General features: G+C 63.8%; 9 protein-coding genes and 1 pseudogene. 7 read left to right on the top strand and 3 right to left on the bottom strand.

The annotated features are described in order from the left end of the window. Positions 1 to 167 precede the first annotated feature (167 nt). Positions 168 to 263 carry a hypothetical protein gene (locus tag EV641_RS30270; protein WP_347238238.1) on the top strand — a complete coding sequence of 32 codons (96 nt, stop codon included), beginning with the start codon at positions 168 to 170 and terminating at the stop codon, positions 261 to 263. 152 nt (positions 264 to 415) lie between these two features. Beyond that, positions 416 to 718: pseudogene (locus EV641_RS30180) on the top strand (amino acid permease); the annotation flags it as partial. A gap of 283 nt (positions 719 to 1,001) precedes the next feature. On the opposite strand, the gene EV641_RS15990 reads toward EV641_RS30180, so the two are convergent. Then, the gene (locus tag EV641_RS15990) at positions 1,002 to 2,339 is read right to left on the bottom strand and encodes a ClC family H(+)/Cl(-) exchange transporter (protein WP_132472975.1); all 1,338 of its coding nucleotides are present in this window, start codon (positions 2,337 to 2,339) and stop codon (positions 1,002 to 1,004) included. Positions 2,340 to 2,589: 250 nt separating this feature from the next. Then, entirely contained in the window at positions 2,590 to 4,527 is a 1,938-nt protein-coding gene (locus tag EV641_RS15985; protein WP_132472973.1) for an FUSC family protein, read from the bottom strand. Positions 4,528 to 5,495: 968 nt separating this feature from the next. Here EV641_RS15985 and EV641_RS15980 point away from each other — a divergent pair. The 5 genes from EV641_RS15980 (at position 5,496) to EV641_RS15960 (ending at position 13,902) form a co-directional block, all read left to right on the top strand. Then, complete coding sequence (locus EV641_RS15980; protein WP_132472971.1) at positions 5,496 to 6,992, top strand: cytochrome ubiquinol oxidase subunit I; 1,497 nt, start codon at positions 5,496 to 5,498, stop codon at positions 6,990 to 6,992. Positions 6,993 to 7,002: 10 nt separating this feature from the next. Further along, the gene (gene cydB / locus EV641_RS15975) at positions 7,003 to 8,028 is read left to right on the top strand and encodes a cytochrome d ubiquinol oxidase subunit II (RefSeq protein ID WP_132472969.1); all 1,026 of its coding nucleotides are present in this window, start codon (positions 7,003 to 7,005) and stop codon (positions 8,026 to 8,028) included. Between the two features lie 19 nt (positions 8,029 to 8,047). After that, positions 8,048 to 9,787, top strand: a complete 1,740-nt coding sequence (cydD, locus tag EV641_RS15970) for a thiol reductant ABC exporter subunit CydD (RefSeq protein WP_132472967.1) — start codon at positions 8,048 to 8,050, stop codon at positions 9,785 to 9,787. After that, a complete protein-coding gene (cydC, locus tag EV641_RS15965) occupies positions 9,784 to 11,475 on the top strand; it encodes a thiol reductant ABC exporter subunit CydC (protein ID WP_132472965.1) in 1,692 nt (563 codons plus the stop codon). The genes cydD and cydC overlap by 4 nt, the downstream gene beginning before the upstream one ends. A gap of 99 nt (positions 11,476 to 11,574) precedes the next feature. Next, positions 11,575 to 13,902 (top strand): FdhF/YdeP family oxidoreductase, encoded by a 2,328-nt coding sequence (locus EV641_RS15960; protein ID WP_054715784.1) that lies wholly within the window; start codon positions 11,575 to 11,577, stop codon positions 13,900 to 13,902. A 144-nt stretch (positions 13,903 to 14,046) separates the two neighbouring features. Here the strand turns inward: EV641_RS15960 and glnA are convergent, their stop codons facing one another. Next, positions 14,047 to 15,483 (bottom strand): type I glutamate--ammonia ligase, encoded by a 1,437-nt coding sequence (gene glnA / locus EV641_RS15955; protein ID WP_054715788.1) that lies wholly within the window; start codon positions 15,481 to 15,483, stop codon positions 14,047 to 14,049. Positions 15,484 to 15,509: the final 26 nt, after the last annotated feature.

Genomic DNA, 15,509 nt, shown 5'->3' with positions numbered 1-15,509 from the left:
CCCACAAGGTTCGGCGGGCACCACAACCCATCCCGAGGAGCACACCATGCCCGGAGTAGGCATATGGCCCACCCGATCCGTTGACCAGCCAGTCGCTCTTCCCTGCGCTCACCGGAGCTGATGGCAGCAGCGACGGATGGTGCGGACTCCTCGCCGCCGCGAGCCTCGTGTTCTTCGCCTTCCTCGGATTCGATGCGGTCGCTACGACTGCCGAAGAGACGAAGAATCCTCAGAAACCTCTCCCGCGAGGGATTCTCGGGTAACTCGCGATCGTCACTGTGCTCTACGTCGGTGTCACTCTCGTGCTGACGGGAATTGTCGAGCACACGGACCTGCGGACGGGGAGCGCGCTGGTCGGGATGGAAGTGCCACCCTCGCCACCACATTCGAGGCACACGGTATCTGCTGGGTGCAGATGGTCATCAATGTCGGCGGTCTCGCCGGACTCACCACGGTCGTCATGGTGATGATGCTCGGTCGGACGCGAGTGCTGTTCGCGATGTCACGGGACGGACTGGTGACGCGCAAACTTGCCAGGACGAACCACAAGGGTGTTCCCGTGCGCATCACATTGATCGTCGGCGGTGTCGTCGCAGTTCTCGGCGCGGTGTTCCCGATGGGCGTGCTCGAAGAGATGGTCAATATCGGCACACTGTTCGCATTCGTCCTCGTGTGTGTCGGCGTCATGGTGCTCGGCCGTCCCGTCCCGACCTACCGCGTGGATTCCGGATGCCGCTTCATGCCGTGGGCTCCGATCCTCGCTGTGATCGCGTGTGGCCGGCTGATGCTGAACCTGTGGAGACGTGGATCCGGTTCGCGGGGTGGATGGCTGGGTGTGGGTGCCTACTTCGCCTACGGTCGCCGCAAATCGGTGCTGGGGCAGCGGCTCGCAGCGGAAGCTGCTGAACAGGCCGCGGCACAAGGGGAGATCAGGGAGTCGAGTATGTCTGACCGGGAGAGGACATACGCACTCGATCAGGATCTTCCGGGCTTCTTCGAGCTCACACGGGTCCGTGGTTCGGTGGGCCGGAAGAGGCGAGCATCCTCGCGCGGAGGCTGTCGTAGATCGGCGCGACCCCGACGAGATGAGCGACGACCACCGCTCCCGCCGACGCGAGGAGCATGGGTACCGTGACGCTTGTCGTCCCCGTCATCTCCACGACCAGCGCGATTCCGGTGAGTGGAGCCCGCACGGATGCGCTGAAGAGGGCCGCCATGCCCACGATCGCCATGGGCACGGCCAGCGAGGAATCGATACCGGGGATGAGAATCTCTGCGACCCGTGCGTACAGCACGCCCCACAGGGCCCCGAGCGCGAGCAGCGGAGCGAACAAGCCGCCGGGAGTGCCTGCGGCGTAGGACAGCGGACCCGCGACGAATCGCACCACGACCAGCCAGGCCATTATGGGTAGTGCGATGGTCCCGCCACTGACCAGGTGCTGGGACACGGTGTCGCCGCCACCCGCGGCGAGTGGTGCGACCACGGACACCAGGCCGATCATTCCGCCGATCACGGCTGCCTTCGCAATCGGCGACACCGAACGCAGGGCATCGGAGGCGGCCAGCAACCGCATCACGAGCCGGTTGTACACGGCGCCGGACAATCCCGTCAGCAATCCGAACACCACGAATACCGGGAGGAGGGTGATCGACGGAGGATCGAGGAGGCCGACGTCGAAATCAGGTCGATCGCCCAGGATCAGCCGGGAGCAGGCGACCCCGACCCCTACGGACAGAAGGACCGGTACCACTGTGCGGAACCGGAATGCGCGGGTCACCTCCTCGAAGACGAACAGCGCGCCCCCGATCGGTGCATTGAACGCCACCGCCAGACCGGCGCCGGACACCGATGTTTGCAGCAACCGCACGTGCTCGTCGCTCATGCGAGCCCTGCGCGCCGATTCAGCACCGACCACCGCGCCCATATGTACTATCGGGCCTTCCCGGCCGAGAACGAGTCCCGATCCCATTGCAAGGAGGCCACCGAAGAATTTCGCGGGCAGAACGAGAAGACGCGGCGGTTCGGCCTCGCCTCGGGCGACGGCCTCCACGTGTTGCACTCCGCTCCCGGCGGCGAGTGGGATGGGGCGCACTATCAGCGCAGCCAACGCGGCGCACAGCGCAGTGACCCCTACCGGAATCAGCCAACTCGGACCGGGTAGACCGTGTGCCCAGTGCAGCATGTGGACGCGCCACTCGTCGGCGACTGCCAGGCACCAGCGAAATGCGCCTCCGACGAATCCGATAACCGCGCCGGCGACGATCGCCAGCACACAGATCGCGATGAGTTCGCGGGCAGGAACAGGCGAGTCTGCCGGTACGGCTCGAGGTTCCGCCATCGACCTCTCCGGGAGGGATAGGCGGCGACCGCTACCGCGGAGGGGCAGGAGACCCCGATGCCGCCGAAATGTACAAACAAGGCCACGGGCCGTCGGCCGTAGTCACAGTATGCCCATCCACAGCGAGTCCGGCGCAGGAATCAGCATTGTGGCGACTCGCTTTCGAACCGTGGATCCGGCGCCAACCACGCTGCCACTGCGATGTGCCTGCCGAGGTATCGAGGCTGCCGTCTCGCTCGCGCCGTGGGTGTTACCTGGATAGTCGAGGATGCTCAGGTGCAATTGCACGGGAATGTGACAGCATCGGGCGCAGATTCGCGAGTTCGTCGGCGAGCGTGCGAACCGACGCTTCGGGCGAGCTGTCGCCGTGTGCCGGGAGAGTGGGGCTGCGCTCGTCGCGCTCGTCGACGGGTCCCGCCTGGGCGATCGATTCGAGATCGTCGGCGAGCGCAGCCAGCTCGTCGGCCCCCGGGACCGTGTCCGGGGGAGTCCTCGATGCCGACGCGCTCGTGATCGTGTCGGCTACGCGTTCTGCCGCACTGATCACCGGGATCCAGGCCCACGCTTCGGATCCTGCGGGCGGCGGTTCGGACAGGGTGCGTTGCAGCTCGACCCGAGTGTTCGACAACAGTCGATAGACCTTCTGGCGCTCTGCGCCGATCGCCGCGGTGTCCAGGTTTTCGGCGACGTCTCGTGCATATCGCGTCATGGCTCCGAGTGCCTCCCCGAACGACGACGTGACCTGTGCGTGCCTCGTCGACGGCCAGATGACGTAGCCCGCCACGATCACGATGAGTCCACCGATGAACGTGGTTGCGATGCGGTCGAGGCCGAGGTCGAGCACCCTGTCGGCCGGGACCACGACATCGATGAGAATCATGATCAACGGGGTGAGGAAGAGCGCCTGCCACAAGTACGAACGTGCCATCGCCCAGGGGAGGCATGTGGCGAGAACAGCGATTGCGAAACACGAGACGATCGAGTCGTGGATCAGTCCACTGATCACCACCGCCCCGACCGCGCCACCGACCGTGCCGATGCTTCGTAGCACTGCGCGGGCGAATACGGACCCCAGGTCGGGCTTCATCACGAGGGCGACGGTCAGCGGGATCCAATAGCCGTGTGGAATCGGCAGGAGATAGAACGCGGAGTATGCCAGCGCAGTACACAGGCTCAGTCTGCCCGCCGAAGCGAGTAATGCGTTGCCGGGCAGTGACAGCCGCGCACGGACGACGATGGGAAACGGGTCGAGCGCGGCAGAGTTGTCCCAGATTGCGGCCTCGAGCATCGCGAGTCGCACGAGCGACCCCGGCTCGGTGCCAGGGGACGGCGGGTGACGACGGTGGGCGGCAGCGTCCGCGCACACCGTCGGGCGGTCCGCTGCCGCACCGGACAACGAACGGTCGGCGTCGTGTGCGATGAGTCGAGCGAGGAGCTGATCCGCGGCGCGCACGATTGTCGCTGCGCGATCGTATTCGTGCATAGGACCGTGCGCGCTGCCCCGCTCCCTGATGGCCCTCGCATGGAATGCGTCGATTGCGCCGATCGCGCAGGCGCGGGACGTAGCGAGATCGGTCGACCCCCTCGCCTGTGCGCGCGCGAGGTCTCCCAGCGCTCTCAACAGGCCGACGAGGGCCTCGCGTTGCGGGCGACGTCTGTCGACCATGGCCTCGAGGCCCAACATCAGTGCGTAGATCACGGCACCGACGAGGAAATACCCTGCGGCCGGCCAGTACGGTGCCGCGACGGGAAGACCCAATGCAAGAGCTGCAATGAGCATCGCCTGCATCGTGCCGACCGACAGCGCACCGTCGTAACCACTGAGTATTCCGGACACGAATGCGACTCCGGCCATCACCACGACGACCAGCACGTGTGGTCCGGTCGACAGCATGCCCAACAAGTAGGCCGCGGCCGCGAGCGGCGCGGTGACCATGATCTGCCGGAAGCGCGCGGAGTAGGAGACCGATCGTTCACCGGCAGCAAGAAGCAGTGTTCCCATGCTGATCCACATGCCGATCAGAAGGTGGTCGGTCAAGGCTCCGACCACCAGCGGGCCGGCCACACTGATTGCGGCACGGACGGAACGGCCGGTCGGCCAAGGGGCCGGCGGCGCCGCGGTGAGGGCACGCAGCCAGAGAGCGGGGTGCCACTCGGTGCCTGTACCACCGACGGGTCTCGCCGACAATGCTTCTCCCGATTCTCGGTCTTTTTCGGTCTCCGTACATTGCAGATCGCAAGGGTGATCGGGATGACGCCCGAACTCGGAACCCCGTCACGGAAGTATGCGTCAGGAAGAGTGTGATTTCTACTCCTTCGACGGTGGACGCGAATGAATGTTAGTGTCGAAGCGGCCGATTCCAGGATATTCGGCTCGTCGAGCCGTGCCAGGCCGACAGGTCGGGTGCGGAAGCATGTCTCTACGCGACACCAATGTTTGTGGCTGAACTACCTCTGTCTGAAATCTGATTTCTGCATTACGACAGGGAATTCGGAAGCTACGACCAGTCGGGCAGGCAAACCCGATCGGTGGATCCGGCCTGATCCAGAGGAACGGCCTGATGACCCGCAGCTATCGGTCTGTGGTTCCCGATGGTGCTGGTCGGATTCATCCTCGCAGCGGTGTCCGGGGCCTTGGGCAGCGACTCGTCGTCGCATATATAGGTATGGCCTGGCGCCGGTCGGCGTGGCTCTGGCACTCGCAGGGATAGTCGTGCTCTTTCGGCTCCACTCGAGATTCACCGAACTGGAGGGCTACCGCTGACCATCGTCGCGGGCTGCTCCCGGGTCTGATCGCACCGTGCCGTCACACTCGCGGGATTCGTGGGGTGCCCCCGCGCGGCAGCGTGACCAGTGGGAACAATCGGCGCCTCCCGCTCGAAACGTCCGGCAAAAGCAAGAAGGCCACCGAAAAGGATGACCTACGGTTTCTCTGCGTTTCACCCTTCTCGCCAGGGTGAAATATGTCGGATTCCGATCGAATTTCGCTGCACTGTCGTTGTCGCGGTGTTATTCTGGCGCCGCTGAGTGCACTCAGTTGCGTTGTGTCCGGGTTCATTCCGGGGTTTCCGGGACACCAGCGGGTTTCCTGATTATTTTCCGTAGCGGTATCGCGCGGAGCCGCAGTCGCAGAACATCGGCTCGATAGGGGTGGACATGGAAGCGCTGGATCTTGCCCGCTGGCAATTCGGGATCACGACCGTATATCACTTCATCCTGGTGCCGTTGACTCTCGGTTTGGCTCCGTTGGTGGCGATCATGCAGACGATGTGGGTCGTGACCGACGACGACAAATGGTATCGGCTCACCAAGTTCTTCGGAAAACTGTTCCTGATCAATTTTGCCCTCGGCGTGGCGACCGGTCTTGTGCAGGAATTCCAATTCGGGATGAACTGGAGCGAGTACTCCCGCTTCGTCGGTGACGTCTTCGGGGCCCCTTTGGCGCTCGAGGGTCTCGTGGCGTTTTTCCTCGAATCCACCTTCCTGGGCCTGTGGATCTTCGGCTGGAGTCGGCTCCCGAAGCTTGTGCACCTCGCGTGCATCTGGTTGGTCGCGATCGGCGTGAATGCCTCGGCGTTCTTCATCCTCGCGGCCAACTCCTTCATGCAGCACCCGGTCGGAGCTGTCTACAACCCGGAAACCGGGAGAGCGCAACTCGAGAGCATCACCGATCTGTTCACCAACATCACACTTGTCTGGGCATTCCCTCACGTGATCACGGGTGGGTGGCTCACTGCCGCTACCTTCGTCGCCGGGGTCAGTGGATGGTGGATGGTACGAAACATGCGGCGTGCTGCCGCACTTCGAGAATCGGCACCCGACGAGGCGGCCGAACTCGAAGGCGAAGCGCGAAACGTCTTCCGCCCGGCTACACGTCTCGGTCTGCTCGTCATGATCATTGCAGGCGTAGGAGTTATCTATACCGGCGACGGTCAGGGCAAGATGATGTTCCATCAGCAGCCGATGAAGATGGCCTCGGCGGAATCGTTGTGCGAGACGGAAACCGATCCGAAGTTCTCCGTCCTGACCATCGGCACACACAACAACTGTGACAGCGTCACACGAGTCATCGAGGTGCCGTACGTCCTGCCCTACCTGGCAGAAGGCCGTATTTCCGGCGTGACGCTGCAGGGCGTCGAAGACCTTCAGGCGCAGTACGAAGAAGAGTTCGGCCCGGGTAACTACACGCCGAACCTGTTCGTCACGTATTGGTCGTTCCGGGCGATGATCGGCTTCGCTGCCGGCTCCGCGGCGCTGGCGCTGGCAGGCCTGTGGGTGACTCGCAGAGGGCGGGCTCCCCATCAGAAATGGTTCGGGTGGTTGGCGATCATTGCGATCCCGACACCGTTCCTGGCCAACAGCGCGGGGTGGATCTTCACGGAGATGGGCCGCCAGCCTTGGGTGGTGCACCCGAACCCCACAGGAGTGGACATGGTCCGGCTCACCGTCGACCAGGGCGTGTCCAACCACCCACCGGGGACGGTCTGGACGTCACTGATCTGCTTCACCCTGCTGTACGCGGCCCTGGGCATGGTGTGGTTCTGGCTGATGCGCAAACACGCGATGGAAGGCCCACAACCTGGCGACTCGCAGCCACCGGGCGATGACGGGACCGAGGACGACGAGCCCGACAAGCTGACATTCGCCTACTAGGAGATCGGACATGGGACTTCAAGAAGTCTGGTTCATCTTGATCGCGGTGCTGTTCACCGGCTATTTCGTGCTGGAAGGCTTCGATTTCGGCGTAGGCATGCACCTTCCGGTCGTGGGCCGTGGACGCGGAAAGCGTCCGGAGGCACGGCGTTCGGCGATGATGGATTCGATCGGACCGGTCTGGGACGGTAACGAGGTGTGGCTCATCACCGCGGGCGGCGCGCTGTTCGCTGCCTTCCCCGACTGGTACGCAACGCTGTTCTCCGGCTTCTACATGCCGCTGTTGCTGATCCTGCTTGCTCTGATCGTGCGGGTATGCGCCATCGAGTGGCGAGGGAAGGTCGACGACCCGACGTGGCGGCGTCGATGCGACTGGGGGATCATCTTCGGTTCCTGGGTGCCCGCTGTGTTGTGGGGTGTGGCGTTCGCGAACATCGTTCGCGGGGTCCCGATCGACGAGAGCAAGCAGTTCGTCGGAGGGCTCCTCGACCTGCTCAATCCCTATGCGTTGCTCGGCGGCGTGACCACGGCAATCGTCTTCGCCCTCCACGGCGCGGTGTTCCTGGCATTGAAGACCGCGGGCGAGGTCCGGACCGATTCGATAGCGCTCGCCCGGAAACTGTCGATACCGGCCGTCGTCGTAGCCGGTGCGTTCGGGTTGTGGACCCAGATCGCGTACGGCACGGGCTGGACGTGGATCGTACTGGCGGTCGCCGCAGCATCGCTGGTGATCGTGGTGGGCATGACGTTCGCCCAGAAGGAAGGCTGGGCATTCCTGTTCACCACCGTGGCAATCGCCGCGACCATCGTGCTGCTCTTCGGCTCCCTGTTCCCCGACGTGATGCCGTCGACGCTCGATCCGGCCTGGTCGTTGACCATCGAGAACGCATCGTCGAGCCACTACACGCTCACCATCATGACGTGGGCCGCAGCGTTCCTCACTCCGGTGGTGATGGTGTACCAGGGCTGGACGTACTGGGTTTTCAGGAAGCGCATCTCCATCGATGACATCGCCGAGCCGGTACCGGTACAGTGACCGGAGCCGAGCAACCGTGATGGCGGATACCGCGACGGCTCCCCCCGACACCATCGAGATCGAGCGTCGACCAGGTCCGATCGACCCCCGCCTGTGGCGCTACTCTGCCACGGCCCGTGGGTATCTCGTGTTGACCGTCGTCATGTCGTTGGTCGATGTGATGATGGTCCTGGTGGCGGCAACGATGATCGGCAGGGTCCTCGCCGGGGTCATCACCACCGATGTGCGCTCCGTAGGGTCGTGGATCACGGAGTTGTCCGTGCTCGCAGCTGCGATGGTCGTGCGTGTCGCGGCGACCTGGCTGCACGCCCGGTATGCACACCGGTCGGCATCACGGATCGTCGCGGAACTCGAGCTCGAGGTCCTCGACGCTGCAGCGGCCCTTCCCCCTCGGGAGCTCGACCCGCGGCGCAACGAGATCGTGACCGTACTCACCCGTGGTCTCGACGGTCTCCGCGCGTATCTGACCGGATATGTCCCGGCCCTGTTCCTGGCTTTGACGCTCACCCCGATCACGATCATCGTGATCGCCTTCCATGACTTGACCTCTGCACTCATCGTGATCGTCACCCTGCCGCTGATCCCGGTCTTCATGATCCTCATCGGCTTGCTGACGAAGGGGAAGTCGGATCGTAGCCTCGACGCGATGACTGCACTGTCGTCGCAGGTTCTCGATCTTCTGGCAGGTCTGCCCACCCTTCGCGCACTCGGACGCGAGAAGGGACCGCAGGAGCGTGTGCGCGCACTCGGCGAGGCCCACCGCACGACCACGATGTCGTCGCTGCGCGTGGCATTCCTCTCCGGGACGGTGCTCGAATTCCTTGCGACACTGTCGGTTGCGTTGGTGGCCGTCAGTATCGGTATGCGTCTCGTCTACGGCGGTATGCCGCTGGAGGCGGGCATTATCGCGCTGATTCTCGCTCCAGAGGCGTATCGACCGCTGCGGACGGTCGGCAACAAGTTCCATGCCGCCGAGGACGGAATGGCAGCAGCCGGACGAGCGTTTTCGGTCCTCGATTCGATACCTGTGCCCGCGACACCGACCTCCACGGAACCGGCCTTGCCTGCGCCGGACGGTGATCCCTCTCCGGTGCGGAGTTCCAGCACTCACGGGTGCGAGATCGTGTTCATCGGTGTCAGCGTGTCGGGTCGTCATGGATATGCTCCGTACCGGCTCGACGCGGTGTGCAGGCCGGGCGCGATCACCGTGTTCACCGGCGCCAACGGTGCCGGGAAGTCGACGGCGCTCTTGGCGCTTCTCGGCCTCATCGACCCCGGTGACGGCGTGGTGATCGCCGACGGGTCGCCGGTGTCGGCGAACGACAGTTGGTGGCAGCAGGTTGCCTGGCTACCACAACGGCCCATCCTGGTGCCCGGGACACTCGCGGACAATCTTCGCCTCACCGGTGCAGATCCCGATGAGGAGGAGCTGAATACAGTTTGTGCCGCAACAGCATTCGATGTCGTTCTCGAAGACCTCCCACGTGGCTGGGACACTCGGGTCGGAACCGACGGAACGGGCCTGTCGCTCGGTCAACGTCAGCGGTTGGCACTCACTCGTACCCTGGCGTCGCCTCGGTCCGTGCTGCTACTCGATGAACCCACCGCTCACCTCGACGAGGAGTCCGAAGCCCGGGTTCTCGATACCCTGCGCGATCTCGCGCGCGCCGGACGGACAGTGATCCTCGTAGCACACCGTCCGGCATTGCTGGCCATCGCGGACGAGATCGTCACCGTCCGAGCAAGCGGGCAGCCATGAAGGAACTCCGACGGGCCATGACCCTGCTCGAACTCGAGCCGCGGAGGGTGCTGACAGCGATCGCTGCGGGTGTTGCCACCCTCGGCAGTGCGCTTCTGCTGGCCGGCCTGTCGGCCTGGCTGATCGTGCGAGCATGGGAGATGCCACCCGTTCTCGATCTCACTGTCGCAGTCGTTGCCGTCCGAGCACTCGGAATCTCACGAGGGCTCTTCCGCTACATCGAACGACTGGCAACCCACGAAACCGCGCTGCGGGGAACCACATCCGCGCGCTCGCAGTTGTACGAGCGGCTGGCGTTCGGCGACCCGGCCGCATCCGTCGGGTTCAGTCGGGGCGACCTACTCGACCGCACCGGCGCGGACGTGGATGCGCTCGGCGATGTAGTGGTTCGAGCCCTCGTTCCCATCTCGGTCGCTGCCGTACTGTCGCTCGCAGCAGTCGTCACGCTCGGAGTGATCGAACCGGTCGCCGGGATGATCCTCGCCTGCGCCCTACTTGTGGCAGGCGTCGTCGCACCGTGGTTGTCGGCGCGCGCTGCGTCGGAGGCAGAATCGGACGGTGACGCAGCCCGTACGGCCTTCGCCGAAGATGCCGTCACCGTGCTGGACCATGCCGCCGAACTTCGCGTTGCAGGACGGTTGTCTGCTCTCACCCGCCGCGCGCGAAGTGCGAACTCCGAGAATGTGCGCGCCACGGACCGTGCCGCGATCCCTGCAGCGTTCGCCGACGCGGCAGTGCCGCTCGCGGTCGGAGCAAGTGTGCTCGGTGCTCTGCTGATCGGTATGACGGTCTTCGGCTCCGCCCCCGACACAATGAGCCCGACCACGCTCGGCATCCTCGTGTTGCTTCCGCTCTCTGCGTTCGAGGCCACGATCCCGCTGGCCGGCGCCGCCCACACTCTCACGCGCGCGAGGCTGGCGGCAGCCCGGATCACGGACCTGCTCGACCGGGCAGACCGGCCGGTGCAGCACGGCACCGAACAGCCTCGTGGGCCGGGTCGGCTCCGTGCTGAGGGACTGCGCAGCGGATGGCCGGGCACGGCAGTGATCGACCCGATCGATCTGGATCTGCCGCCCGGCGGCCGTATCGCGATCGTCGGCGGCAGCGGCAGGGGCAAGACCACCTTGTTGATGACTCTCGCGGGCCTGCTCGCTCCACGAGACGGGGTGATCACGCTCGACGACACCGATCTCGTCGACATCGATCCCGACGCACTTCGTCGCAGGGTCGTCTTCTTCGCCGAGGACGCGCACCTGTTCGACACGTCGATCCTCGAGAATGTGCGCGTTGCTCGTGGTGCCATCCACGCGGAGGAGGCTCGCGCGGCGTTGACGAAGGTCGGTCTGGGGGAGTGGTTGGATGCACTCCCTGACGGAGTCCACACCGTTCTCGAAGCGGGTGCCCGCGCGGTCTCGGCAGGGCAACGCCGACGGTTGCTGCTGGCGCGAGCACTCCTGTCCCCGGCACAGATCCTGTTGCTGGACGAGCCGACCGAACACCTCGACGACGTCGACGCCGCCGATCTGCAGCGGCAACTCCTCGACCGGGATTCGCTCCTCGTCGAACCGGAACGCACCGTCGTAGTCGTGACTCACCGTCTCCCGGACGACACTTCTGCGGATGCAGTGGTACGCGTGTCGGCAAATCCCGTTGTTGCCACCGTGAATGGAGCGTCGCCGTGTCGATAGACGTATTACCTCCCTTATCCGGCGCCCCCACACAAAGTTTGCGAGGATATCTCCAGAATTCGAAATTTCACTTCTTCGAGTTGTCAGCGAGGCAGATCGATGCACAATTCAGCTCCCCGTGAGGATTTCACCGACGCGAATATCAAGGTCGGCGAACCTGCCACCTGGGCGGTCGGGCTGCCCGCTATCGAGCACGCCATGATCCCGTCCGAGAAGGAAATGGGCACAGCTCGTACCGCTCGTGTGGCACTCACGATCAACCACAAACGAGGTTTCGACTGTCCTAGCTGTGCATGGGCGAATCCTGATCACAGCAAGCCCCTCGAGTTCTGCGAGAACGGCATCAAGTCCATCGTGTGGGAGTCGACCCCACTGACGATTCCCCGGGAATTCTGGGCCGAGCACTCGCTGACGAGCTTGCGTGACAAGTCCGAGTACTGGCTCGGACTTCAAGGCAGGATCGTCGAGCCCATGTACAAGGCGGGCGATTCGGATCACTACGTTCCCGTCACGTGGGACGACGCATTCGACATCGCCGCCCGCCATTTGCTGTCGCTGGAGTCGCCGGACCAGGCGGTTTTCTACACCAGCGGCCGGATCATGAACGAGCCTGCCTATCTCTATCAGCTGTTCGCGCGCGCGTTCGGCACGAACAATCTGCCGGACTGTTCGAACATGTGTCATGAGGCCACCGGCGCCGGCATGACACCGGCCATCGGGATCGGCAAGTCGACGATCGGCTACGACGACTTCGGTAAGGCCGATCTGGTGATCGTCATGGGCCAGAACCCGGGCACCAACCATCCCCGGATGCTCAACGCCCTCGAAGACACCAAGGTCAACGGCGGAGCCATGGTCGCGGTCAATCCACTCCCTGAAGCGTCGTTGATGCGATACAAGAATCCGCAGCGTCCCAGCGGAGTGATCGGACACGGCACCGTCCTTGCCGACGAATTCCTCCAGATCCGCAGCGGCGGCGACATGCACCTGATCCAGGCTGTCGCGAAGCGTGTTCTGCGCGCAGAGCAGAACACCCCCGGAACCGTACTCGACCATGAATTCCTCGACACCCACTGCACAGGATTCGAGTCCTATCGCGACCACATTCTCTCGCTCGACGATCAGGAAGCACTCGATGCCACCGGCCTGACCTCGGAACAGATCTCGTCGTTGGCGAAGCGGTATATCGAGTCGAACGCCACGATCATCACGTGGTGCCTCGGAATCACACAACACAAGAACGGCGTTGCCACGATCGCCGAGATCATGAACTTGCTGTTGTTGCGCGGCAATATCGGCAAACCGGGTGCAGGCGCCTCACCGATCCGCGGCCACAGCAACGTCCAAGGCGACCGCACCATGGGGATCTGGGAGCAGATGCCGGATGAGTTCCTCGATGCACTTGCAGCCGAGTTCCGATTCGAACCGCCACGAGAGCATGGCCTCGACACAGTCAACAGTATGAACGCGGTCGAACGCGGTGATATCAAGGTGATGGTGTCGATGGCCGGGAACATCGTCGCCGCCATCTCCGACTCGAAGCGCGCCGAACATGGTATTGCCAAGGCGGACTTGACTGTTCAGGTAGCCACCAAACTCAATCGCTCACACGTCGTCACAGGGCGGGAGTCACTGATCCTGCCCGTACTCGGCCGAACAGAGAAAGACATCCGAGGCGGAGAACTGCAGTTCGTCACTGCCGAGGACACCGTATGCCGAATCAATGCCAGTCACGGGGAACTCGAACCGGTGGCGGAGGGATTACTGTCCGATGTCTCGGTCGTCTGCAGGCTCGCCGAGCGAGTACTCGCAGACCGCGAGCCTGCCATCGACTGGCGGAGCTTCGAATCCGACTACGACCGGATCCGGGATTCGATCGCCCGGGTGATACCGGGATTCGAAGACTTCAACCACAGGATCCGCAAGGAACGGAGCTTCGTCCTGCCGCATGGACCTCGTGACAGCCGCACGTTCCCCACTCCCACCGGACGAGCACAGTTCACGCTCCACGACGCGGAATACCTGGAGGTGCCGGAAGGGCGACTGATCCTTCAGACCATGCGTGCGCACGACCAGCACAACACGACCATCTACAGCCTGAACGACCGGTATCGGGGCATCGAGAACGGTCGTTTCGTCATCTTCGTCAGCCCGGATGACCTCACCGAGTTGGATCTCCACGACGGCCAGACCGTCGACATCTTCAGCGAATGGCCGGGCCTGCCGGATCGGGTGCTCCGCGGCTACCGGGTCGTGTCGTATCCCACTGCGCGTGGGTGCGCGGCGCTGTACTTTCCTGAGGGTAACGAGCTGATGCACCGGGATTCCGTTGCAGATGTGTGCAATACGCCGACGTCCAAGAGGATCATCGTGCGGCTCGCGCCCGGTGCCGAACCTGTCCGCACTGGACGCCCTGTCGCAACCTGACACGTTGTGGTGGCGGTGGTGCGGCGAATCCGAGAAGAGCCGGGACCTCCACGCACATGAAAATGAGAGTCACCCACGGCGTTCCGTGGGTGACTCTCATTTCAGCGCGCAGATCCATCCGGTCTGCGTTCGACTGTGAACGACTCAGCAGTCGAAGTAGAGCTGGAATTCGTAGGGGTGCGGGCGCAGGTTGACCGGAGCGATCTCCTGCTCACGCTTGAGCGAGATCCAGGTCTCGATCAGGTCGGTGGTGAACACGCCACCCTCGGTGAGGTACTCGTGGTCGGCTTCGAGACGGTCGATGACCGCGGGGAGCGACGTAGGAGCCTGCGGGATGTTCTTGGCTTCCTCCGGCGGAAGCTCGTAGAGGTCCTTGTCGACCGGTGCGAGCGGCTCGATCTTGTTCTTGATGCCGTCGAGGCCGGCCATCATCTGAGCTGCGAAGTTCAGGTAAGGGTTGCCCGAGGAGTCCGGCGCGCGGAACTCGAGGCGCTTGGCCTTCGGGTTGTTGCCCGTGATCGGGATACGGACCGCAGCCGAACGGTTGCGCTGGCTGTACACCAGGTTGATCGGAGCCTCGTAGCCCGGAACAAGGCGGTGGTACGAGTTGATCGTCGGGTTGGTGAACGCGAGCAGCGACGGCGCGTGATGCAGGATGCCGCCGATGTACCAGCGAGCGAGATCCGACAGGCCTGCGTAGCCGGCCTCATCGTGGAACAGCGGCTTCCCGTCCTTCCACAGCGACTGGTGGACGTGCATGCCCGAGCCGTTGTCGCCGAAGAGCGGCTTCGGCATGAAGGTTGCGGTCTTGCCGTGCTGCCACGCCGTGTTCTTGACGATGTACTTGAACAGCTGCAGGTCATCGGCCGCAGAGAGCAGCGTGTTGAACTTGTAGTTGATCTCGGCCTGGCCGCCGGTGCCGACCTCGTGGTGGCCGCGTTCGAGCTCGAAGCCCGCATTCGACAGGTTGGTGGAGATCGCGTCGCGGAGGTCGACGTAGTGGTCGTACGGCGCGACGGGGAAGTAGCCACCCTTCGGGCGGACCTTGTAGCCGCGATTGGCGGAGCCATCGGCGTTGTACTCGGCACCGGTGTTCCACGAGCCCGAGATGGAGTCGACCTCGTAGAACGCACCGTTGATGGCGGAGTCGTAGCGGACCGAGTCGAAAATGTAGAACTCTGCCTCGGCGCCGAAGAACGCGGTATCGGCGATGCCGGTGCTGGCGAGGTATTCCTCCGCCTTGCGGGCGACGTTGCGCGGGTCGCGGCTGTAGGACTCACGAGTGAACGGGTCGTGGACGAAGAAGCTGACATTCAGCGTCTTGGCTGCGCGGAAGGGGTCCAGGCGTGCGGTGGTCACGTCGGGAAGGAGCAGCATGTCGGACTCGTGGATCGACTGGAATCCGCGGACGGATGATCCGTCGAATGCCAAGCCGTCTTCGAAGACATCCTGGTTGAATGCCTTCGCGGGGATGGAGAAGTGCTGTTCGATGCCGGGCAGGTCCGTGAAGCGGACGTCGACGTATTCGACATTTTCGTCCGCGATGAACTTGATGACCTCTTCGGCCGTGGTGAACGCCACGCTTGTGCTCCTTCAGTCGGTGCGCG

Origin of the sequence: Rhodococcus sp. SMB37 (genome assembly GCF_004345605.1) — a bacterium.
Taxonomy (GTDB): Bacteria; Actinomycetota; Actinomycetes; order Mycobacteriales; family Mycobacteriaceae; genus Rhodococcus.
This window is presented reverse-complemented; position numbering and strand designations above follow the sequence as displayed.